The organism is Ekhidna sp. (assembly GCF_965212185.1).
GTDB lineage: Bacteria > Bacteroidota > Bacteroidia > Cytophagales > Cyclobacteriaceae > Ekhidna.
The window spans coordinates 3,915,191-3,939,981 of the sequence record NZ_OZ243102.1 but is presented as its reverse complement, the minus strand read 5'-3'; the positions used below and the strand labels follow the sequence as shown (position 1 = coordinate 3,939,981).

The following is a 24,791-nucleotide window of genomic DNA, read 5'->3' as shown; positions in this document are numbered from 1 at the left end:
CTATTTCTTATCATATTGTGGAATTCATAAAAGCTATAGATGTATGAAAGATGTTGTAAAATTCAGAGCTCTGGTGGGGATCGCTCAAGCGGATGGTGTATTTGATAATACCGAAAAGGAATTTATTCGCCATTTAGCTAGTCTTGAAGGTCTTTCCATGAGTGAGCTAAAAGAGCAACTGAAGGGTCCTGAAAAGACTGGCACCTTAATTAAAGATTTAAAATTTGATGATAAGGTGGATATTCTCATCTATATGGTGAAACTTATGAAGATTGACGGGAAGGTATTGTTAAGCGAAATTAAGTTTAGTGAAAAGGTTGCTAAAGCTCTGGGGTTTGAAGAAAAAGCCATTGGCTTTTTGTCTGGAATTATTGAAAGCAATCCCAATGACACCCCGAATATCGGAAGCATCAACCACCGAATGAGAAAATACATAATTGAATAAATTATACGCTACAACTTCTCTTTGAGATAATGTGCAGTATAGTTATCCTCTAATTTGATCATTTCTTCAGGGGTTCCTGCAAAGCAAACATTTCCACCTTCTTCGCCTCCTTCCGGACCAAGATCAATTATCCAATCAGCATTTTTGATCACTTCCGTATTGTGTTCAATGATCACCACCGAGTTACCTCCATCAACCAACGCATTGATTGCGTCTAATAATTTTTTGATATCATGAAAGTGGAGGCCAGTTGTAGGCTCATCAAAAATGAAAAGAATGTGATCAGTGTTATTCGCCTTACTCCCTTTTGAAAGGAATGATGCCAGCTTGACTCGTTGAGCTTCCCCTCCACTCAGAGAGTTTGACCCTTGGCCAAGTTTAACATATCCTAGCCCAACATCAAACAGGGGTTGAAGCTTGTTGGTAATTGCATTATGACCTTCAAAAAATCCCAAAGCTTCTCCTACTGAAAGGTTTAGCACATCAGCGATGTTCTTATCGTTGTATTTGACTTCCAAAATTTCCTTTTTGAATCGCTTACCCCCACAATTTTCGCAAGTGAGGTGAAGGTCTGCCATGAACTGCATCTCAATCTTTACAGTGCCTTCCCCCTCACACACCTCACATCGTCCACCATCTACATTAAAGGAGAAATGTGCCGGCTTGAAATTATTGGTTTTGGAAAGGGGCTGATCAGAGAATAATTGGCGTATAGCATCATATGCTTTTACATAGGTTACCGGGTTTGATCGTGAGCTTTTTCCGATTGGGTTCTGGTCTACAAATTCTACTTGTGAGATTTTCTTATAGTTACCGGTAAGGTTAGTAAATTTTCCGGAGGCCTCTCCCAATTGACCAAGTTGTTTTCCTATTGCTGGGTGTAGGATTTTACGCACTAAAGTTGATTTTCCAGATCCACTTACACCCGTAACAACCGTAAGCACACCAAGTGGTACTTCAACATCAATATTCTTCAAGTTATTTTCTCTAGCTCCTTCGATTTGAATGGAACTACGCCATGGCCTTCTTCTTTCCGGAACCGGAATGGTTTCCTTACCCTGAAGGTATTTGGATGTATAGGAATTAGTTTCTCCATTCATATCTGAGGTCTTGCCCTGGAAGACAAGCTCTCCACCAAATACTCCTGCATCCGGACCAATATCAATGATCTGGTCTGCTGCCTCCATCACTTTTTCCTCATGTTCGACTACTATTACGGTATTGCCAACATCCCGCAATGTTTTCAACACATCGATCAATCGGTCAGTGTCCCGTGGATGCAATCCGATACTTGGCTCATCCAAAATGTACATGGAACCTACTAAGGCACTACCTAATGAAGTGGCAAGTTTAATCCGTTGAAACTCCCCTCCGGATAGCGTATTTGTAAGCCGATTCAGCGTCAGGTATCCAAGCCCAACCTGCTCAAGGTAGGAAAGGCGGTTTTTGATTTCTTCAAGAATGCGCTTAGCTATTTTTTCATCATGTTTACCAAGCTTGATGCTATCAAAGAACGGGCGAAGTTTCTTTACTGGCATCAGCACCAGATCCGTAATTGATTTTTTGGCAACCTTAACATAACTCGCATCTTTTCTCAACTTGGTTCCTCGGCAATCCGGACACGTAGTTTTACCCCTGTATCTGGATAACATCACTCGATACTGAATTTTGTGAAGCTTCGATTCTAAATGTGCAAAGAACTTGTCTAGACCATCAAAATATTCATTGCCAGTCCAGAGGAGGTCGTATTGTTCTTGTGTAAGCTCAGCTATGGGTCTGTGAATTGGAAAGTCAAATCGTATACCATCTCTTAGCAAAGGCTCTGCCCACTTTTTCATGGTCTCACCTTTCCATGGTGCAATTGCTCCCTCGTAGACTGAGAGGTTCCTGTCCGGGATTACTAAATCAGGATCGATACCAAGTACTCTTCCAAATCCCTCGCACCTTCTACAGGCTCCATAGGGATTATTGAAGCTGAAGAAATTAACTGAAGGTTCTTCAAAGACCATTCCATCTAATTCGAATCGGTCGGTGAATTTCTTTTTCCCCTTCCCAACAATTGTGACAAAACAATCTCCTTCTCCTTCAAAGAATGCCGTTTGAACCGAGTCTGCCAATCTAAACTGAGTGGCTTCATCATTTTGAACGACTGCCCGGTCTATCAAAATTTCAATGATCTCTTTGGGGTTCTCCTTGTTCTTCAGAACGTCTTCAATGAAGGCCACCTCATCTCCAATCATGATACGAGTGTAGCCCTTACTCATCAGGATTTCCAGTTCCTTAGAAAGCGATCGTTTTTCTTTTTTCTTAAGGGGGGTTGTAACCATAAGTTTCGCACCCTCTTCGTGAGACAAGATGTAATCAACAACGTCCGTCACCGTATCTTTTTTCACCTCTTTGCCTGAGACAGGTGAGATGGTTTTTCCAATTCTGGCAAAAAGAAGTTTGAGGTAATCATAGATTTCAGTGGTGGTACCGACTGTTGATCGAGGATTCCTTGAAGAAACTTTTTGTTCTATGGCGATGGCTGGAGCGACTCCTTTGATGTAGTCCACTTCAGGTTTTTCCATTCGACCTAAAAACTGTCTGGCATAAGAACTCAGACTTTCCACATATTTTCTTTGTCCTTCAGCAAAGAGCGTATCAAAGGCAAGCGAGGACTTCCCTGAGCCAGACAGACCTGTGATAACCACAAGTTGATCTCTGGGAATAGCAACATCTAAATTTTTGAGGTTATTCACCCGAGCACCTTTGATAAGGATGTATTCTTTGGGATCTAATTTGTCGATATTTCCAACCATTTTAGGGGTACGCCTGTCTATGAAACACTAACTAAGGAATTCAGTTCGAGTGGCGCAAAAATAAGGTGCAGACTTTTCCAAGTTGTTGAATTTTTATATTCTTGTCCGCTTAAAATTATTTCAAACCCTAAACAGCACAATATGATATAGACCTCTACGTTAACAAACAGGTGAATTACATGAATAAGACAAGTTTGAACGATAGCGAATTGCTATCCCTCTACATTGGAGGAAACGAAGAGGCATTTGAGGAACTCCTCAATCGTCATAAAGACAGGGTTTTTACCACTATTTATTTAATCGTAAAAGACAGGTACACTGCGGAAGATCTCATGCAAGAGGCCTTTATTAAAGCAATTCGTACCATCAAATCCGGCAGGTATAATGAGGAGGGAAAATTTCTTCCATGGATTCTAAGAATCGCTCACAACCTGTCCATAGACCACTTTAGAAAAGCCAAGCGATATCCTATGATCGTAATGGAGGATGGCAGCAGCGTGTTTAATACGCTTGATTTCTCAGAGTCGTCAATTGAAGAAGAACATATCAAACAAGATACCTACAACCTTCTAAAAGCCTTCATCAAAGATTTACCGGACTCACAACGTGAGGTGTTGGTTATGCGACACTACATGAAGATGAGCTTCCAGGAAATTGCTGATGCAACAGATGTAAGTATCAATACGGCGCTAGGAAGGATGAGGTATGCTTTGATAAACTTGAGAAAAAAGTTTGAGCAAACCCAAAACGCGTATGACAAAAACCTTTACAGAAAATGATTTAGTAAGATTTCTATATGACGAGCTAAATGAGGACGAGCGATTAGAGATGAAAGAATCGCTGTGTGCTGACATGGAACTCCGAGCAAGACTGGATGAAATGGAAGAAGCAAAATCTGCTTTGGATGCTGTTACATTTAAGGCGCCAAATGCTGTTGTTTCAAGGATTCTTTATGCATCGAAAAACCTTTCGGTAAGTAGCTGAAAATTAAGAGACTTCCGAGGTTTCCAAAACCTCGGAAGTCTGCCTAATTTTAGGCGATGACCAAGAAAGAACGGTACGAAGCATTCGTCAAATACTTTTCAGAATCTTATCCCCAACCGGAAACCGAGTTGCAATACTCCAATCCGTTTGAGCTACTTGTAGCAGTGGTGCTGAGTGCCCAATGCACAGATGCAAGGATCAATAAAGTAACGCCTGCTCTATTCCGAGATTTCCCCACACCGGAGCACATGGCAGCCAGTCATTTTGATGAATTGTTTCCATACATCCGAAGTGTGTCGTATCCTAACAATAAAACGAAGCACTTGCTTTCACTAAGCAAAAAGCTTGTTGAAGAATTCAATTCTGAAATCCCCACAACGATAAAGGAACTCACCTCACTTCAAGGTGTTGGGAGAAAGACCGCCAATGTGATTGTATCCGTACTTTACAATCAACCGGCAATGGCAGTTGATACACATGTATTTCGAGTGTCAAAAAGATTAGGATTGGTAACTCAAACAGCGAAGACTCCTTTAGAAGTTGAGAAACAGTTAGTCAAGCATATTCCTGAGGAATACATCTCCCGAGCACATCACTGGTTGATTCTACATGGCAGGTATGTCTGCCTCGCCAGAAAACCGCAATGCGAGAAATGCGAGATCACTCAGTTTTGCAAATATTTTGAGAAGAACTACCTATGATTTTCCTTCTTTTTTTGAAGGTTGCCGATGCTTAAGTTGTTTTCTTCGAAATCTCCATTGATTTTTAAATAGAACCTTACAACTTTAAGGCGAGGTGAAAATACTCTACGTCCACCAATATTTTAAGACTCCTGAAGAAGGAGGTTCCATCCGATCCTACTACCTGGCTAAAGGACTAGTAGAAGCAGGTCATGAAGTTACCATGATTACTGCTCACAATGCTCCTTATGAAGTGAAAAAGATCGATGGAATTGATGTGCATTATTTACCAGTTCCCTACGATAACAGTTTCGGATTTGCACAACGATTATGGGCATTTTGGAGTTTTGTAAAACTTGCAAAAAGAGAAGCAAGAATTCTACAAAAACATGACTTGGCCTATGTGATGACGACTCCATTGACGACAGGCTTCATTGCGACATTCTTAAAGAAGGAACTAAACCTACCGTATTATTTTGAAGTTGGAGACTTATGGCCGGAAGCACCAGTCAGATTAGGCGTCATTAAAAACAAGTGGGTGAAAAAGTGGTTGTATTCACTCGAAAAGAAATTTTATTTTGAGGCAGATAAAGTAATAGCTCTTTCACCGGCTATCAGAAACTACATTGAAAAAGTTAGCCCAAACACAAAAGTGTACGTAATTCCGAATATGGCTGATTGTACATTTTTTGAGGCGGAATACAGTGTGGGGGATTTTAGTGAGCACAATAAATTTCAAATCACCTATTGTGGAGCTATTGGAAAGGCCAATCAATTGGAGTTTCTTATAAATGCTGCTGAGCAATCTAAAGCTGCTGATTTGCCCGTTCACTTCAACATCATTGGTTATGGCTCAGAATTAAAAAGATTGAAAAATGTAGCTAAAAGATTAAAAAACGTATCGTTCTATCCACATTCCAGTAAGAAGTGTGTAAAAAATCTTTTGGATAAAAGTGATGCAGTATATGTTTCTTTTAAGGATGTCAAAGTTCTTGGTACAGGAAGCCCAAATAAGTTCTTCGATTCATTGGCTGCAGGAAAACTTACCATTATAAATTTTGACGGGTGGATTAGAAATCTCATTACCAAAAATAAGTGTGGCTTTCACCATGATCCACATTCAAAATCCGGATTTGTACGGAAATTAAAAGTGTTCTTGGAATCTCCTGAGTTACTTGCTAAGTATCAGCGAAATGGAAGAAAGCTGGCAGAACTCTACTATGATAAGGACATTCAGATAACAAAGCTCCTAAAGATCCTCAATAACGAATACAAATTTGAAGTCACTGATTCTGAGGTGTATATATTGACAGCCTGATCAAAAGATCAGCTACCTGAAGGTTTGTATTTCGATTGCGAAAAGATTTTATTGAAATCAGTCTCTCTCATGATATCCTGAACGGATGCACCTGATTCCTCAGCATAGGCATTAACAATTTCCCAACCAATCCACCTTCCGATTCGTCCCGGGCATTTCTCTCCTATTTCATACACGTTAGGTCGTTCACCCAAAAAGCGTTGCTTCATGGAGTGCTCGGTTTCAAATAACCACTCATTTTGAATGAAGTTCGCCCAAATAATTTTCTCGTTTTCATAGATGTCGTTCCATTCTTCATTGGTGTATCCGATGAGAACATTACCTGGAGTACAAGGAAGAAGCTTACTCAATAAATAGTATGATTTTCCGTAGTTGATCATCTCAGCAAGTAATGCATCACTTTTGCTTGTATCTATAAACTGGCTTGAAATGAACTGGAGGATGCTAGCAGCAAGGTGATCAGTGGTGTATCGCTGAAGGATATATTGTGGGATTTGTTGTGGTTTATATGAAGCATTTGGTCCAATGAAAAAGTCCATACCGATCATAACATGTTCATTGGAAATGAAAAGGTCATTATATAAGCCAGTGACGCACGTCTGAATATATGGTGATGGGGCTTGAGGATAGTATACTTTAAGTCTGCCTAGTCCTCCCTCTAGTGTTTGAACCACCTTATCAAAATCTTGAAATGCTTTAACAGATTCCTGATACAGGGTATCTATGGATGGGTTTTGAATCAATCCAAACATGCGATTTGCAAGGATAGAATCTTGAGGATATTGGTCTGAATGGAGAAAAAACCTAGCAAAGTCAGGATGAGACTTTAAGAATTCTTCAACTTCTGCCGCGGACTCACTTTGGAAAAGTTCTTGTTCTAATCTATCTACTCTTAATACGACTGATTCCGGCTCCACGGAATCTCTGCATTGCTGGTTTGCACATGAGGACAAGAAAACAATACAAATCATTAGGAGGACTGCTCGCATACTATCTATTTTTGAGGTCAAATTTAGACAGGCAAAGCCTGTTTTTTTGGTCGACTCTCTTTTTTGTCTGATAAACGAATTGAAAAAACTAAAACGTAAATGAAGAAGATTATTTTTTCACTCCTCATTCTAACTTCGATTGGATCTCTTGCACAAGTAAAGCTAGGCTTAAAGCTGGCACCTGTTATCACTGCGAATCGTGCGAAGAATGATGCTCAGACTATTGAGAACGACGGATCAAAAATGAAATTTTCAGTTGGGCTAATCGCTGATAAATCATTTTCAGAAACTTACTTTTTAAGTACAGGACTGATTTATTTGCCAAAGCACGCAGCTTTTCGCTCTGCAGACAATACAGTAGAGGAAGAATATAAACTTCAATATCTTCAAATCCCATTAGGACTTAAGCTCTTTACCAATGAGATCGCACCTGATGTTCGTCCTTATATTCAAATTGGATCCGGATTGGAAATCAAAGTGTTTGATGAACCGGAAGACCCTTCTTATGTGACCATTGAAGAATTTACACCGGTTGATGTGCCGGTGATTCTAGGAGCAGGAATTGAATACCGGGCGGGTATCAACACTACTTTGTTTGGAGGCTTCTCTTACCAAAGAGGTCTAATTAATACGGTAAATGAGGCAGCAGCAGGTTTTGAAGATTTACAAATCAGAAATACGGTACTGTCTATTGATTTAGGAGTTAAGTTTTGATTTGTTGTTTGGAAAAGCAAGTGAAGCATCTTTTTGTAGAAGGATTATCTGCTAAAAATTAGTTTTACCCTATTTCATTTGGGATCTATCGAAATCATAGCGATTGATGTGGGTCTGTCAGATTTTATTTTTATCTTGATAGACTAACACATCCACTCACGCTTATGAAATCTCTACTTACACTCTGCTGTGCACTTATCCTTATTTTCAATTTGCAAGCCCAAAATATCTGGATTGCTGATAACCGTCCAACAGCCCCCACTGGAACCCACATCTTTGCAAACGTGACCGATGCAATCACTGCTGCGAGTCCCGGAGATATTATTCATGTGATTCCCAGTCAGTTCACTTATCCAAACTTCACTGTGAATAAGGATAGCTTGACCTTTTTTGGTATTGGATATAATCCTAATAAAGAGCAACCAAGTGTTACCTCTGTGAATACTGTAACAATCGACTTGGGAACCTTTGGAACTAGATTATCAGGGATCAATATTACTACATTAAATATTGGGACTAGTTCGACCGGTTCACTAGGAAATATTTTTATAGAGAATGCACGAATAGATCAAATAGAAGGTAGTTTCTGTTGTGGTCAGACAACAGTGAGTAGTATCATCATAAGGAATTGTATTCTAGGACTGAACCTTACAAGCACCTCTCATGCTATCAATTTAAGAGATACGTATGTTAGTAGTACCTCTGTTGTTATTACAAACAATATTATTATGGGGTCATCAACTACTTCAAGCGGTGGTTACGGATCCATCAGTGTGACTGATGCGATCATAAAAAACAATTTATTTATTGGTGATGGAGCAACCAATGATTTTGCGTTTAATGATGTACAGACAAGCACTATCTCAAATAATATCTTTCTAGGAAGGCAGCCTATTACTGATGCAACGGGAGGCGATGTTGCTAATTGTACGTTTAACAATAACATCACATTTGGGGCGAACACGAATGCACTCCCTACTGGAAATGGAAATACAGCTTCTGCTAATCAGGAAGGTGTTGACCCAGTACTTGTGAATGTTCCGATTGTCGATGACTGGGATTTCACCTACGATCCAAGCCCTGATACAGGATCGCCCGCATTAAGCGCTGGCAATGATGGAACTGATATCGGTGTTACTGGTGGAACAATACCTTACAGTCCAACCGGATCACCACTCCCTGTGATACAAGTCTTAAGACTTCCGGAAATAATACAAGAAGGCACGGACACCAATGCCGACATAGAAGCCGAGGGTAATTAATCAGACACTCTAATGAGATGGTCTAATTACCTTTCGAAGCTACTTTTAGCAAGTGGGATGCTGGTTGCATCACACATGATTTATGCCCAAGACACCTTGGAAATATTCGATATGGAATATTACTTTGATGTGGATCCTGGTTTTGGAAGTGCTACTGCAATTACAATAATTCCAGACTCTACTATTTCACTGACTGAGCTGCTCTCTACGTCAGGTTTACCAACGGGATTTCATACATTAGGACTAAGAGCGAGAAATGTACCATTCAGCCCTGAATTTAATGTTCTGGATACTGGGTCTCTAATAGAAGAGCCTTATTTGTATATCGACCCAGCATTGCGCGCCGCAGGCCAGTGGGGGATGACAGAGACACGATTGGTTTTTGTAGATCAATCTGATGCTGGATCTATTGTAAATGTGGACCAGATCGAATATTTCTTTGATGTAGATCCAGGTGTGGGAAGTGCCTCACAAGTGGCTCCATTTTCGGCCAATAACATGATATCAATTGTTGAGTCTCTTAATTCAGATACTTTATCATTTGGATTTCATGTGCTTGGTATGCGCGCAAGGGCTGTTGGAGGAGCCTGGGGTACTACAGAAACACGTTTGATTTTTGTTGATCAATCGGACGCAGGTGGCATCATTAATGTTGACCAGATTGAGTATTTCTTTGATGTAGATCCAGGGGTTGGGAGTGCCTCTCAAGTAGCACCATTTACGGCAAGTAATAGTGTGGGCATTGTTGAGTCTCTAAATACAGATACCCTATCGTTTGGCTTCCACACACTTGGAATGCGTGCACGATCAGAAGGGGGTGCATGGGGTACTACAGAAACACGGTTATTATTTGTAGACAAAACACAAGGAGTTATAAATGTAGATCAGATTGAATATTTTTTCGATACTGATCCTGGAGTAGGGATTGCGACTCAAATCACAGGATTTACGGCTGCAAATTCGATATCCATTGTAGAGAATTTGACAACAAATGCTCTATTACCCGGGTTTCATGTTTTAGGTATGAGAGCCAGATCAGAGAGTGGCTCATGGGGTACTACTGAAACAAGACTAATTTTTGTTGATAAAGCTGGGACTATTAGCAATGTATCAGAGTTTGAATATTTCATAGGAAATGACCCTGGTGTTGGAAATGCCACCTCAATTGCTGTTGGTGTGCCAGCACCGCAAGTGAATGAGAATGTAATGCTCAACACAGATACTGTAACCATTGGCAATTATCAAATTCACTTCAGGGCACGAAATTCAGATGGTGATTGGGGATTAACAGAGTCTAGACCTTTTCAGGTGGTAAATATGGCAGCACCGGTTATAACTAGTGCAGAATCAATACCCACCAATACAACACCATTAAATATGACTGTCAGCTTTGGTGAAGCTGTAAATGGGTTCGATCAAACAGATATTGCAGTTTCAACCGGGGGCTCTCTGCAAGGAGGCTCATTTACTACAGTAAATGATTCTACCTTCACATTTTTGCTGGATTTAACCACCGAGGGTTTGATTACAGTGGACATTGCTGATAGTGCGGCTACAGCTCAAGATGATGGCACTCCTTCTCCAACAGCAGAGACTTTTAAAGTAATATATGACGTTACTGCACCTGTAGTAACTGTAGACACAGTTTTTACCATTGACACAAGTCCTGCCCTATCAGGAACTGTTGATAATGATAGCGTATCAGTAGACATTACTGTAGATGGCGCTACTTATGCTGCATCCACCATTACTGGAGGGGTGTGGACACTAAATAGCGGAATTATAGCTCCACCATTACCTAATGGTATTTATGATGTGGTGGTTCAGGCTACAGACTCAGCCAGCAATGTAGGAACGGATACAACCACCAATGAATTGACCATTGACATACTGGAAGTAACGATTGATACATTATCAACGTCAGATACTTCCCCTGAATTAACAGGCATGGTAACGGATACAGCAGCAACAGTTGATGTCACAGTGGATGGTTCGACCTATGCAGCAACTGTAAATTCAGATAATAGCTGGACGCTAACAGCTGGAACGATTACACCTCCACTGGCAGAAGGAACTTACGATGTTGTAGCAGCAGCAGATCGGGGTGTTGAAGGTGTGATAAATGATATAACCACGGATGAGCTAATCATATTTAGCATCGATGTTTTGACATCAGTTGACCCACTTTCAACAAACAACAGGAGCCCCGCTCTTACTGGAGCAATAAATAACCCGTCTGCTACCATTGATATAACGGTTGATGGCTCTACCTATAGTGCTACAAATAATGGAGATAGTACCTGGACCTTAGTCGCAGGAACAATTACCCCTGATCTTCAAGATGGCGTTTATGATGTGGCGGTATTGGCAGATGTGGGCGGTACTCAGGGTGCTGATAGCACAGTGAATGAACTTCGGGTGGATGGAACAGCTCCAATAGTAACGGTAGATTTTCTTGCCACTTCAATTTCCAGCCCTGAGCTATCCGGAACGGTTGATGATCCTGATGCTACCATAGATGTGGCAGTAGATGGGAATAACTATGCAGCGGTAAACAATGGAGACAATACCTGGACGCTTGCAGCAACCACCATATCACCGGGATTGGTGGACAGTACATATTCTGTAGTAGCAACTGCAACTGACTCACTTGGGAATCAGGGAATAGATTCGACAGATGATGAATTGATCATCACATCTACTCTATTGGCTGTTTCAGCTACATCAATCACTTCAAATTCATTTACTGCCAGATGGAGTCAGGGAGAAGATGTACTCAATTATGAGTTAGATGTCTCAACTTCCAGTGACTTTTCAACATTTGTTCCTGGTTTTGAAAATGTGCAGACGGGAGCTACTTCTGCTTTGGTGGATGGCTTAGATTTTGCGACAAGCTATTTCTATCGAGTCAGACTCGTAAACACAGCCAGTGAGACATCAGCAAACTCAAATACTGTGTCGGTGAAAACGTCAATTGACCCAGAAACCATAGCTGATTCAACTGCACTGGTTCAGATTTATACTTCACTGGATGGACCTAATTGGACAAGCCCGGTAAACTGGGAGTCAGCACGGTTAAGAGCTTGGGATGGTATTACATTAGATGCATCAAAATTGAGAGTAGATCAAGTAGATATTAGCAGTGTTGGTGCTATTGGAGATATGCCAAATCCATTTACTGCTGGGGCAGAAGGAGGATTGACAGCAATCACTTCAATGAATTTGGGTGATAATCAAATCTCTGGTTTAATGGATTTTGATAGTACAAGCATCTCAAATTTAGATGTTTCAACAAATGCTCTAGATTTTGGTGACCTTGAGCCTTTATTGGGAATAGCCAGCCTCACATACACCCCTCAAGCGGACATCTTTTTTACTGAAGACACAGGTGGAGATCCAATCAAGACACCTCACCTTTCGGACACAACTTTAGCCATTGATATAGGAGGCACGACGAATGCATATTTATTCTTTAGAAATGGATCCGAAATTTCTCAAGGAGCAGATTTTAATATTGTGGATTCGGCGGTATCGATTTTATCTATTGATTATGATAACATGGGTGAGTTTTCAGCGACAGTAACCAATTCACAGCTTCCTGATCTTACTCTCGAGGTAACACCTCAAATTGTGTATGCAATTGCAGATTTAGATATGAGTATTGTCGATGGCAGTAGTAACCCTTTAGCTGATAACGTATCTGGATATTTATTAGAGGCAGTAAGAAGACAACAAGGATTTGACACATTAGAAGTTGCAGAGAACGTTGCGAGCACATTTACTTTCTCAGGAGTTGTTCTTGGAGACTATTTATGTGGGATTGATCCAAGTAACACAGACTTATTCATTGCAACATATTTTGGCGATGCATTTGAATGGACTTTTGCTGATACGCTTGAATTCAGAGCGGCAACATCCGTGGAAGTTGTAATGACTGAAGTTCCTCGTGAATTGGGACCTATTGATGGAGAGGGTACCTTGGATGTTTTAATTGAGGAGGATTTTGGAGATGAAAATGCCAGAGTTGATGCTCGAAGAAGAGCTGCTAAACGAAAGTGTGGTCTCAGGAGAAAACGATCCGGTGGTCGCACTGGGCAGGATGATGATGAATTTGAGTTGATTGCCTATGGTGAAACCGATGAAAACGGTGAGTTCAAATTTGGATTCTTACCAGAAGGAATCTATCGCTTCTTTGTAGAATATCCGGGGATTCCAATCGATGAGTCATCGTTTGTTCAATTTGAAGTTGGGGAGCAGGGCATCAGTGACACTGACTTTAAGCTAGAGGCATTTGCAACGGAAGATGGTATTGAAATTACCATTGATCGGGTACTTGGGCTGATTCTTTCATATTTCAAAAACCTAAAAGTATATCCAAACCCTGCAGATGATGTGGTTAAAATTCAATATCGCCATTTAAAATCAAAAGATGTATCGGCGCAACTGGTAGATCTATCTGGAAATATTATGTGGTCCAATGAGATTCAAAGTGGGTTTGATGGGTATCAGGAGATTGATGTTTCCAATTTATCCGAAGGTATCTATATGCTTCACATTTACGATCATTCAGATGCAAAAGGGACAGTCGTGAGCTACCGAATCATCGTAAACGAATAGTTCTTCGTTCAAGGACATTATGTCTTTTTTTAAGATCATACAGTAAATTATTCCAAAATTTATCAATTGATAATTGAATTATTCGCATTTATCGCTTGTATAATTCAATGATATTTGGAAAATACCACAATGTGGGTATTTGATATGCCCCCGGCCTCAACTATATTTAGAGTAACCAACTTTTAGTCTGGTTTAGCAGATGCTTTAGTTTTCACCAAAAACTCACCACATGAAACCGCTATTATCTACCCTCAGCAAAATCATTGTATCACTGATTCTAATTTTAATTGTTTTACCTGCTTCCTATTCCCAAAATCGTACGGCTGATTCGACGGCACTTGTAGCTATTTACAATAACTTAAATGGAGTAGGTTGGATTAACAGTAGTGGCTGGCCTGATACTGGACCTATCAATACCTGGTATGGGATTACTTTTAGTGGTAATAGAGTTGTAAAGGTAGAGCTTCAAGCAAATGGCCTTAATGGTCAAATCCCCATAGAAATAGGAAATTTAGATATGGCAACAACCATAGATCTTAGTGGAAACTCAATTGCTAGTACGATTCCAATTGAGATTGGAAATGCAGTTTCTTTGGATTCTCTTCGATTAAATAATAATTCATTATTTGGGCCTCTACCATCTGAAATTGGGAGTCTAACCAATCTAATTTATCTGGATGTTTCTTTTAATAACTTAAATGATTCCATCCCTGACACAATAACAAGTTTAACATCACTGGTTGAACTAAATCTTGCAACCAACCAATTCGACTACATTCCAGACTTAACAGTCATAGGTTCACTGACAGTTTTAGATATTTCGGAAAATGATTTTGAGTTTGATGATATACTACCACTTATAGGAATTTCGTCATTCACATACAGTCCTCAAAATGCGTTCGGTGTATCATTGGATACCGCAGTGGTTCTAGGGGATGATTTTAGTTTACAGCAAACTTCTCCAGGTGCTGGCAATGCCTATCAATGGTTAAAAGAATCAGTAGATATTCCTGGAGAAATTACTGAGCAGTTGCAAATATTCAGTTTTGCCCTGGCAGACACTGGTGTCTACAACCTAACCGTAACAAACTCATCAGCTCCCGGGCTAACTCTTACTAGTAGAAATATAAACGTATTTCAAGAAGATACATCTTATTTTAAGGTGGTGCCCGTAAGTGCTTTTGTCGGCGAGTCAGCAAACTTAGGTGCAGGCTGGGGAGATGTAAATAATGATGGTTTTGATGATTTAATTCCAACGGGATCGACAGGGCTTTATTTGAATAATGGAGATGGTACTTTTTCAGTAGGAGTTGGTGATTTAGTCACCAATGGAGGGGGTTTTGGTCCGACATCAGGTGACATTGATAATGATGGAGATATAGATGTCTTTGTTGCTAATTCGAGTAATCCACGACTTCTTATTAATGATGGCACAGGAAACATGTCCTTATCAGGAGGAGGAGATCTTTCAGCATTGACAGGTGATTTTCAAGACTATGCTTTTGCTGATTATGACAATGACGGTTTCATTGATCTATTTATTACTGCTGGGGCAAATGTCGTCAGTGAAGTAAATTATCTAATGAGAAATAATGGTGATGGAACATTTTCAACCATATCTGTAGGACCTGTAGCTACTGATATTGAAGGGTCAGTCAGTGCATCATGGTCTGATTACGATCACGATGGAGATCAAGATCTGTATGTGATGACACAAAACTCTCCTAATCCGAATAGTTTGTATCAAAATAACGGAGATGGAACCTTTACTAAAGTTGTAACCAATGAGCTGATCAATGACACTTTTGGCGCTTTTGGAAATAGTTGGGGAGACTACAACAACGACGGTTTTTTAGATGTGTTTGTGATAAACAATTTCAATGATCCGGTTTTATTTGAAAATAATGGAGCCGGAGATTTTACAAGAGTTGTAGGTGCCATAACCCTAGGTGATCCTTTCGGCAGTGCCTGGGGAGATATAGATAATGATGGATTGTTAGATTTATTGGTCTCTAGTTTTTCAAATAAGAACTTTCTATACCTCAATAATGGCGATGGAACATTTACTGAAATCACGGAAGGATCTTTTTTAACATCCCAGGGGTTTGCTCCAATTGCTCTTGTAGATTTCAATAACGATGGTAATCTAGACTTTGTAAACAGAAGAGGTGATTGGGTCCTTTATGAGAATACACAAGAAGGAAATAATTACTTGCAAGTAGATTTAGAGGGAACTATTTCTAACAGATCAGGAATTGGTGCTAAGGTTAGAGTTAAAGCTGATATTGGCGGGCAACCTACATGGCAGTTAAGAGAAATATCAGCCGGAACCGGTCTTTTTTCACAGAATAGTCTCACCGCTCATTTTGGAATGGGTGATGCTACAATTGCAGATACTGTGATAGTGGAATGGCCATCAGGCATTTTTCAAGAAATGATAAATGTCGGATTAAATCAACTCCATAACGTGATCGAACCTGACTTTGTCAATGTATCCGACTCACTCGCCTTAGTTGCTATTTATGATTCTCTTGGTGGTGGAAACTGGAACGATTCAACCAACTGGAAATTAGGACCCGTTAATACCTGGTTTGGTGTGGAGGTAATTGGTGACAGAGTCGTTGGGCTGAAGTTGCCGAGTAATAATCTCTCCGGGCAACTACCACCTGCAATCGGCGATTTAACTGCTATGACCGTCTTAGATTTAAATGGAAATTTTGGTGTTAATGGAGTTTTACCCTTAGAGATTGGTAATGCAATAGCTCTCGATTCTCTGATATTAGATAACCTGAATTTGCAAGATACCATTCCAATAGAAATCGGGGATCTTCCGAATCTGATATATTTAAGCTTAAATGGAAATTCTATTGTAGCCATACCTCCTGAAATCACCAATTTAAGCACATTAGATTACCTTGATTTAGCAAATAATAGACTTGAAAATATTCCTGATCTCACAGGATTTTCCGGGCTATCGTTTTTAGATCTGGTTGGTAATAATTTAACATTTGAAGATTTAGACATTAACTCTGGGATTCCAGGGATTTCTTATTCTCCTCAAGATCCAGTCGGAGCGGACAGCTTGGCTGCATTGGCAATAGGAGAATCCGGCACATTATTTACCCAAATTCAAAATTATAATGGCAATAACAGCTATCAGTGGTACAAGGACTCAAGCCCAATACCGGGGGAAACAGGCCCGACTTTAACGGCTCCTTCCTGGACAGTTGCAGATGAGGGTGTCTACTATCTGGAAGCAACTAACCCTGCGGTTCCAGGATTAACACTGACTTCAAACAATTTTACCATCTTCACAAAAGAACAAAGCCAGTTTACATGGATCGAAGTGTCAGAGTTTGTCGATGATGGCCTTCTGAGCGCCACATCCTACGGAGCAGCTGTTGGAGATTATGACAATGATGGCTTGGATGATATCTGGACCATAAATCTTGGTGACATTCCAAGTTACTTATACAGGAACTTAGGTGGGGGTACTTTTGAAAGAACCACAGCGGCTATACCAAATGGAGCTGATCACGGTACCTATGGGTCTGCCTGGGGAGATTATAACAATGATGGCTTTCTGGATCTCTTTGCATGTGATGTTCTTTTCACATCTACAAATACTGATGGAATAGCCTCCATTTACAGAAACAATGGAGATGGAACATTCACATCAATTTCATTGGATGAACCAGTTTATGGAGCCGCATGGGGTGACGTAAACAATGACGGCTTATTGGATGCTGCTGCCAATGTGAATGGGGATTCGCTTCATATCTATATGAACGTTGGAACAGACACCTTATTTAAACAAGCTGGAATTATCGATCTATCAGCTAATGGAGGCATTGTATCACCATTTTTAGTGGACCTAAATGGTGATAGCTATGTTGATTTATATTTAACTGGTACGCCAAATCAACTTTTTTTTAATGATGGGGCAGGCAATTTTATTGAGCAACCAACCAATGCCATAGTTACCACAACTTTTAGTGGTCCTTGGGGAGCATCATTCGAGGACTTAGATAATGATGGAGATATTGATGCGTTTGTAAGATCTTATTTGAACGGCCAGGACAGCTATATTTTTATCAATGATGGTGTTGGAAACTTTACAGGAACCTCCTGTTTCGACTTATTTGGTGAAGCGTGTGACAGAGGTAGAGCTAGCGCGCTTGCTGATATGAATAATGATGGGTATGTGGATATCATTTTCAATGAGGGTCAAGGAACTGATACATTGGAGATTTATTTTAACAATGCAAATGCAGGCTACTCGCAACTTACAGGGCAGAATTTCCTTGGAACATTCCCTGCTCATGGTATTTCAGTCTTTGATTATGACAATGATGGCAATCTAGACATCTACTCTCCGAGTAGTTTCAATTTTCGAGCTAATATGTTGTACCAAAATCAAGGGATTGGAAACAACTGGCTCAAAGTAAAATTAGAGGGTACTGTTTCCAATAGAGCGGGTATTGGTGCGGAAGTGTCTGTTTATGCTGGTGGATTACGAAATTCGAGAAGTGCAATAACGAATAGTGGACTACACGCTGGCGCCAGCAATTATCTGCATTTTGGGATGGGAGCCAATTCTCAGGCGGATTCAATTGTGGTGAAGTGGCCATCTGGGTTAGTTAATCGCATCAATAATATTGCGGTCAATCAAACGATTAATATTCTGGAGGAGCTAAAAGACCCTGTTGTCACATTAGACTCATCTGCTTTAGTTGCTTTATACAATGCGACCGATGGTGATAACTGGTTTAATAATACCAACTGGCTACAGCCTGGTCAATTTGTACAAGATTGGTATGGAATTACCGTGGAAAATAATCGGGTAACGAGGATTGAACTGTATTCAAACAATCTGATTGGGGCAATACCGGTAGAAATAGGGGATTTAACAGCACTCAAGTACTTAAATCTGGGAGATGAAATCAACGGGGGGAATGGACTTGAGGGAAATATTCCTGTTGAAATCGGAAACTTGGATTCACTTGAGTTTTTAGGACTTGCAAGCAATAACTTCATGGGTCCAATTCCTGATGCGATAGGAAATCTTTCACAGTTGAGAAAGATTGATTTTGCCTTTAATCAGTTAGAAGACCCTGTTCCTGATACCATCAGTACACTTTCTAATTTGAGTTATCTGGGAATTGCGTTCAATACCTTCACGGATGTCCCATTATCAATTTATACATTACCAGCACTTGACACCTTATTACTAAGCGGAAACCAAATCACTGGTCCAATCCCACCAGAAATTGGTTCGATGAGTACACTGAAATTCTTGAATATTGGAGGCAACCAATATGAAGGCCAGTTACCTCCAGAATTTGGAAACCTAACTCAGCTACAAGGAATCAGAATCTGGGATATGCCTGGAATAACTGGAAACATTCCACCTGAATGGGCTGCACTTACAGCCATCGAAGAATTTTCATTGGACAACCTTTCGTTGAGTGGGACCATCCCGGATTTTGTTGGAGATTATACCAATGCTTTTTATATAAGCTTGTCTCTTAATCAATTTTCAGGAGCCGTTCCTTCTACTTTTACAAATCTGACTGCAGATGTCAATCTTTTCGGAAATGCTCTGAGTTCTGTTCCGACATTGTCGAATTTATCATCTTTAGACGTCCGAAAGAATAGGTTGTTATATGAAGACCTGGTTCCAAATGACTCCATATCAGTTCAAGATATCGCTGAGCAAAATGCTCGTTATTCAGTAAATGTTTCAGGAATAGTCACCGCAGGTGGTACAGCCACTTTGACAGTAACAAACAGTATACTGGGGGATGCTGAATATCAGTGGGTTAAAGATGGTGAATTATTAAGTGGAGAAAATGCCATTTCACTCGTACTGACTAATCTGGATAACTCTCACGTGGGTGTCTATACCTGTTTGATACAAAGACCTGGAGGGAATGGGTCATATGAAGGAATCCCTTCTGAAAGTGTCAGCATTGATATCAATGAAACAAGCAGGAGATATGCTACAGCCGTCGATACGGTAACCAGTGAGGCCAGGTCAATTGATTATCAGGCAATCGAAATACTTGGACTTCCAAATAGAGGATTTGATGATAATGATGATCCTAACGACCAGATTGTTAGATTAAATGCTGAAGAAAGAGGGTGGACACCTGCTCTGGGTGATGATAATCCTTACATTGAGGTGAGTTTTGATAATCCTGCACCTATCAACTCAATTTGGTTATTTGGAAGTGCGCCTGTTTCTATTGAAGTTTTTAATCCAAATTCAGGGGAATTTGAAAGCTTCCTAAACTTTACCAGAAATGGAAATAACGGTGAAGAAATAGAGGTCAATTTTCCTACTACCACGTTTAATGTTTCACAGCTCCGAATTAACTCTTTTGCATCTGTCAACAGTGACTTTGGTCCATATAATTCGATTGATGCCATTGCAATTGGAGATAATGGTATTGAAATTAATACCCCTACCGATCTGTTTTTCGAATTAGTAACGGATACGGTCATTAATATTGGATGGTCGCAACTCAACTTTAATGATAGTACCAACTTCATCATTGAGCGTTCTATTGACGGCACAAATTTTTCTGAAATTGCTACCGTTGAAACGTTTACCAGATATTCTGACAGACAAGCTCCAAACATAGATTCCGTTTATTATAGAATCGCTGCTCAAAGTGGAGTACTTACTTCTGCATACTCAGAAGTGTTGGTTGCAGCTAAGTGCGACGGGTTAGAATTAATAAAAGAAGGAAGCTATACAGGAATCGCTACCGAATTGCAGCCAGGCTTTGATACAGATGGAGGTTTTGACGCCAATGTTCTATTTACTGCGAATCCTGATGGAACGATAACAATAGAAGATTTTCAAGCAGGCTATCTTGATAACTTTGGATCTACACCTGTTATTGGTACAATTTTTCAGAATTGTGATGGGACAATAAATGTTGAAGGTGAAACCGCTTTGGCTTGCGGAGGAGATGGAATCACATCAATTAATTACGCAGAGTTTTTCCCAGCGAATGATTCATTGGTTATTGAATACACGTATGATTGTGGCTATGATGTAAGACTTACTTATGTGAAGAACCTGCTGGACCCAATACCGAATGCACCTTATAATCTAACAGCCAATGTAGCCAGTAATTCCTCAGTTCACCTTTCGTGGAGTGAAAATTCTAAATTTCTTGAAGAATGGGTGATAGAACGATCGGATGATGATAGTACTTATACAGAAATAGCAACTGCTTTACCAAATAGACAAGCCGAGATCGAAGGAGATTTGGAGATTGAAGCATATGTTGATAACACGGTTGTTTCAGGGAACACTTATTACTATAGGGTAAGAGCCAGAAATGCGTCAGGAGATTCAGATCCTTCCGAAACATTTATGGTTACGGTGAATGATCCTCATTTCAATCAAATTCTCACTGGAGATATTTACAATGACATACCATCAAATTCATATCACGGTTCATTTGGGGATTATGATTCAGATGGAGATCAAGATTTGTACGTAACCAATTGGCATTTATTTGATGATCCGGCTATTGTTACTAAGAACAATTACTTGTATCAAAATGATGGTTCAGGGGTCTTTACTAAAGTGACTTCTGGAGATCTTGTTGCATTGGAATTTGGTAGCAGAGGGGCACTCTGGGCTGATTTTGACAATGATGATGACCTGGACATATTTGTGAATGGTCAAGGGACAAGCCAGTTTATCGATGACGCGAAGAGTTTCTTATTTGATAACACCGGTGGAGGCTCATTTGCAACGAACGATCAATTTGAATCAATCGGGTTGGGAATAAATAATGCAGACTTTGACAATGATGGCTTCCTTGATATAATTACCTCAAATAATGTAATATTTATTAATAATGGGGATGGTTCATATGATGAACAAACCAATCCTGATCATCGAAGTGATGGACAAGATATCCCGTTTGGATGGACTTACCTGACTCCAGATTTAAATCAGGATTTGCTACCCGATTTAATAGTAACTGGAGATGGATTCTTCCACATTTACGAAAACATTGGGGGATTCAAATTCGATCTGATGTATGAAGATAATGATGCACCATTGTCGAGAGGGGCAACTTTTGCAGATTTTGATGGTAATGGATATTTGGATGTGGTTATTGCGGGACAGAATCAGCCATCAAGATTGGTATTGTTTGATGCTTCTGGCATTTTAAATGAGCTAACGCCAGCAGAATTTTTAGACACGAATGTTAATACTCTCAGAGGTCTTACCAATTTGGATTTTGATAACGATGGAGACAAGGATCTAATTTGGATCATGGATGGGGGTGTTCCAGTATTACATGAAAATGCTGGTGATGGGACATTCAATAGGGTAAATCCTTTAGAATCTTCCAATTTCACAATGGTCTCTCCTTTCTCTCATCTAAGTGTTGCAGACGTTAATAATGATGGCTTCCAGGATATATTCGTTGCATCTCAGATTAACACTCAAGCGAATAATCTGTATATAAATAATGGAAACTCTAATAATTATTTGAGAGTCAACCTCGAAGGTGATGAAGTGAATAAAGTAGGCATTGGCACTCAGGTAAGAGCAAAAGCTGGAGGTACCTGGCGCATTGAGCAAGTGAATAATATGAATGGTTTGTTTAATGGGAATGAGATTACCGCTCATTTTGGACTAGCTGCTGCAACGGTTGTGGATTCCTTAGAGATAAGATGGACCTCTGGAAATGTGAATCGTTTTGCAAACATCCCTGCTAATCAGACCATTACCATTGTAGAGGATGTAACGCCTCCTGTAGTGGCTGTAGATGTATTGGGTACTTCAATTAGCAGTCCTGAGATCACAGGCACAATCGATGATCTAGCAGCGACCCTTGAATTGACAATTAGCGATAGCACATATTTGGTTACAATTATTAATGCTGATAGTACCTGGTCTCTACCAGCGGGAACGATTTCTCCAACTCTGGCAGATGGAGTTTATGATGTAATGGCGGTTGCAACCGATCAAAACGAAAATGAGGGAGTAGATGATATTGAAGGGGAGCTCACAATCACACAAGAATTGAGAGCGCTTGTATCCTCTAAAAGAACGTCATCGTCATTCCAGGCCAACTGGAGTGAAGCGTTAGATGTTCAGGAATATCTCTTGGATGTGTCTGAAGAAGCTGACTTTTCTACTTTCTTAACTGGATATGAAGACTTTTCTACAACACAGCGTAAGGCGTTGATCACAGATCTTGATTTCAACACAACCTACTACTATCGCGTCCGGTTTGTAAATACCGCATCTGAAACATCAGATTATTCTAATGACACAACAGCGGTGACTCGTATAAAACCTGAGACAGTATCAGACTTTAATGCGCTTGAAGCTATATACAATGCAACAGATGGGGAGAATTGGACGAATGATGGTGGTTGGACTACCGAGCCAAGACTTCAAAATTGGGAGTTCATTACTCTTGAAAATCAAAGGGTTACTGAAATAAGAGTACCAAGTAATAATCTATCAGGGACATTCCCACTAAGGGACTCGCTCACCGAAGTAAGTGTCATTGATCTTTCCGATAATGCTTTAACGGGGATTGATAGTCTTACTTATTTAGAATCCTTGACTGAATTAGATGTTTCAGCAAACTTGTTGGAGTTTGATGATTTAGAACCCCAAAGAAGCATTGCTAACTTTAGTTATTCTGATCAAAAGACAAGGATTTCATTTAATGAGACTGCTATCGCAGATTCCTTATTAGTACGTGTCTTTAGTGATACATCACTGACATTCAATGTGGGTGGTGAGTTCAATACCTATCAGTGGTTCAGAAATGGAACTTTGATAACAAGCGGTGCTGATTTTGATGTGAATGAAGATTCTCTGGGCATTCTATCCATCGATTATTCTAATATGGGCAAATTCAAAGCTGAAGCACGAAATGACAGTTTGCCAGATCTTACAATTGCAGTTGATTCAATGTTTGCATTTGCTGTGGCCGATTTTTCAGTGGATGTGAATGATGACAATGGAGAATTAATTCCTGACAATGTTGACGGATATTTATTATTGACAACACAAGTAAATCGTGGATTTGATACGTTGGCAGTCGCTAGCAATCAACCAAGTGCGTTCACATTCAATGATGTGATATTAGGTGATTACCTCATTTCGATAGATTCCGATCCTGAGAAATACATTCCTACCTACTATGCGGATGCGTTTGAGTGGGTAGAAGCTGATACAGTTTTATTTAGAGAAGATACTGCCTTCCAGGTGAGCATGACACTTATTCCTGGTGAATTGGATCCGAATGATGTTGGTACTTTAGAGGTATTAATTGAAGAGGATTTTGGAGATGAGAATGCCAGAATTGATGCGCGTAGGAGAGCCGCCAAGAGAAAATGTGGGCTTAGGAGAAAAAGGTCTGGTGGAAGAACTGGGCAAGATGATGATGAATTTGAATTGATAGCATATGGGGAAACAGATGAGAATGGAGAGTTCAAATTTGGATTCCTTCCTGAAGGCTTGTACAGATTCTTTGTTGAATATCCAGGCATTCCATTGGATGAATCTTCGTTTGTTGAATTTGAAATTGGGGAAGAGGGTATCAGCGATACTGACTTTAAGTTGACAGCTTTTGCAACAGAAGATGGAATCGAAGTAAATATCGAGCGAGTGCTCGGCTTAATTTTCAAATACTTTAAAAACCTGGAAGTATATCCAAACCCAACTACGGATGTATTGAAATTGAGCTACAGACATTTGACTGATAAAAAAGTAGGTGCGCAGTTGGTTGATTTAGCTGGAAATGTTTTGTGGACGCAGGATATCAGAAGTGGATATGATGGATACGAAGAGATCGATGTTTCTGGTTACAAAGAAGGAGTTTACATCCTCCATATCTTTGATAAAGAAGATAGAGAATCACATGTCGTGAGTTATCGAATTATGGTTCGTTAAATTTTGAATTTAAGTTAATGAAGCACT

At 40.0% G+C, this 24,791-nt stretch carries 11 protein-coding genes; 9 read left to right on the top strand and 2 right to left on the bottom strand.

The genetic code is table 11. The features are described from left to right. Positions 1-43 precede the first annotated feature (43 nt). On the top strand, positions 44-445 hold the full coding sequence (locus tag ACOMC3_RS17225; protein ID WP_420317129.1) for a hypothetical protein: 402 nt from the start codon (positions 44-46) through the stop codon (positions 443-445). Between the two features lie 8 nt (positions 446-453). On the opposite strand, the gene uvrA is transcribed toward ACOMC3_RS17225, so the two are convergent. Then, on the bottom strand, positions 454-3,246 hold the full coding sequence (gene uvrA / locus ACOMC3_RS17220) for an excinuclease ABC subunit UvrA (RefSeq protein WP_420317128.1): 2,793 nt from the start codon (positions 3,244-3,246) through the stop codon (positions 454-456). 179 nt (positions 3,247-3,425) lie between these two features. Here uvrA and ACOMC3_RS17215 point away from each other — a divergent pair, with 179 nt between their 5' ends. From ACOMC3_RS17215 to ACOMC3_RS17200, 4 genes are all read left to right on the top strand, one after another. Next, positions 3,426-4,025, top strand: coding sequence for an RNA polymerase sigma factor (locus ACOMC3_RS17215; RefSeq protein WP_420317127.1), 600 nt, complete (start codon positions 3,426-3,428; stop codon positions 4,023-4,025). Then, on the top strand, positions 4,000-4,230 hold the full coding sequence (locus ACOMC3_RS17210; RefSeq protein WP_420317126.1) for a hypothetical protein: 231 nt from the start codon (positions 4,000-4,002) through the stop codon (positions 4,228-4,230). The genes ACOMC3_RS17215 and ACOMC3_RS17210 overlap by 26 nt, the downstream gene beginning before the upstream one ends. Positions 4,231-4,286: 56 nt before the next feature. After that, a complete protein-coding gene (gene nth / locus ACOMC3_RS17205; protein WP_420317125.1) occupies positions 4,287-4,931 on the top strand; it encodes an endonuclease III in 645 nt (214 codons plus the stop codon). Positions 4,932-5,025: 94 nt separating this feature from the next. Continuing rightward, positions 5,026-6,228, top strand: a complete 1,203-nt coding sequence (locus ACOMC3_RS17200; RefSeq protein ID WP_420317124.1) for a glycosyltransferase family 4 protein — start codon at positions 5,026-5,028, stop codon at positions 6,226-6,228. An 8-nt stretch (positions 6,229-6,236) separates the two neighbouring features. On the opposite strand, the gene ACOMC3_RS17195 is transcribed toward ACOMC3_RS17200, so the two are convergent. Continuing rightward, positions 6,237-7,217: a gliding motility lipoprotein GldB gene (locus ACOMC3_RS17195; RefSeq protein ID WP_420317123.1), complete on the bottom strand. Its 981-nt coding sequence runs from the start codon at positions 7,215-7,217 to the stop codon at positions 6,237-6,239. 99 nt (positions 7,218-7,316) lie between these two features. On the opposite strand from ACOMC3_RS17195, the gene ACOMC3_RS17190 reads away from it, so the two are divergent. The 4 genes from ACOMC3_RS17190 (at position 7,317) to ACOMC3_RS17175 (ending at position 24,764) form a co-directional block, all read left to right on the top strand. After that, positions 7,317-7,931 (top strand): porin family protein, encoded by a 615-nt coding sequence (locus tag ACOMC3_RS17190; protein ID WP_420317122.1) that lies wholly within the window; start codon positions 7,317-7,319, stop codon positions 7,929-7,931. A 164-nt stretch (positions 7,932-8,095) separates the two neighbouring features. Beyond that, the gene (locus ACOMC3_RS17185; RefSeq protein WP_420317121.1) at positions 8,096-9,193 is read left to right on the top strand and encodes a hypothetical protein; all 1,098 of its coding nucleotides are present in this window, start codon (positions 8,096-8,098) and stop codon (positions 9,191-9,193) included. A gap of 12 nt (positions 9,194-9,205) precedes the next feature. Beyond that, the gene (locus tag ACOMC3_RS17180; RefSeq protein ID WP_420317120.1) at positions 9,206-13,810 is read left to right on the top strand and encodes an Ig-like domain-containing protein; all 4,605 of its coding nucleotides are present in this window, start codon (positions 9,206-9,208) and stop codon (positions 13,808-13,810) included. Between the two features lie 229 nt (positions 13,811-14,039). Further along, entirely contained in the window at positions 14,040-24,764 is a 10,725-nt protein-coding gene (locus tag ACOMC3_RS17175) for an FG-GAP-like repeat-containing protein (RefSeq protein ID WP_420317119.1), read from the top strand. Positions 24,765-24,791 lie beyond the last annotated feature (27 nt).

Coding starts and splice junctions, on each gene's coding strand:
- ACOMC3_RS17225 (WP_420317129.1), top strand. CDS start 44: ATGAAAGATGTTGTAAAATTCAGAGCTCTGGTGGGGATCGCTCAAGCG.
- uvrA (WP_420317128.1), bottom strand. CDS start 3,246: ATGGTTGGAAATATCGACAAATTAGATCCCAAAGAATACATCCTTATC.
- ACOMC3_RS17215 (WP_420317127.1), top strand. CDS start 3,426: ATGAATAAGACAAGTTTGAACGATAGCGAATTGCTATCCCTCTACATT.
- ACOMC3_RS17210 (WP_420317126.1), top strand. CDS start 4,000: ATGACAAAAACCTTTACAGAAAATGATTTAGTAAGATTTCTATATGAC.
- nth (WP_420317125.1), top strand. CDS start 4,287: ATGACCAAGAAAGAACGGTACGAAGCATTCGTCAAATACTTTTCAGAA.
- ACOMC3_RS17195 (WP_420317123.1), bottom strand. CDS start 7,217: ATGCGAGCAGTCCTCCTAATGATTTGTATTGTTTTCTTGTCCTCATGT.
- ACOMC3_RS17190 (WP_420317122.1), top strand. CDS start 7,317: ATGAAGAAGATTATTTTTTCACTCCTCATTCTAACTTCGATTGGATCT.
- ACOMC3_RS17185 (WP_420317121.1), top strand. CDS start 8,096: ATGAAATCTCTACTTACACTCTGCTGTGCACTTATCCTTATTTTCAAT.
- ACOMC3_RS17180 (WP_420317120.1), top strand. CDS start 9,206: ATGAGATGGTCTAATTACCTTTCGAAGCTACTTTTAGCAAGTGGGATG.
- ACOMC3_RS17175 (WP_420317119.1), top strand. CDS start 14,040: ATGAAACCGCTATTATCTACCCTCAGCAAAATCATTGTATCACTGATT.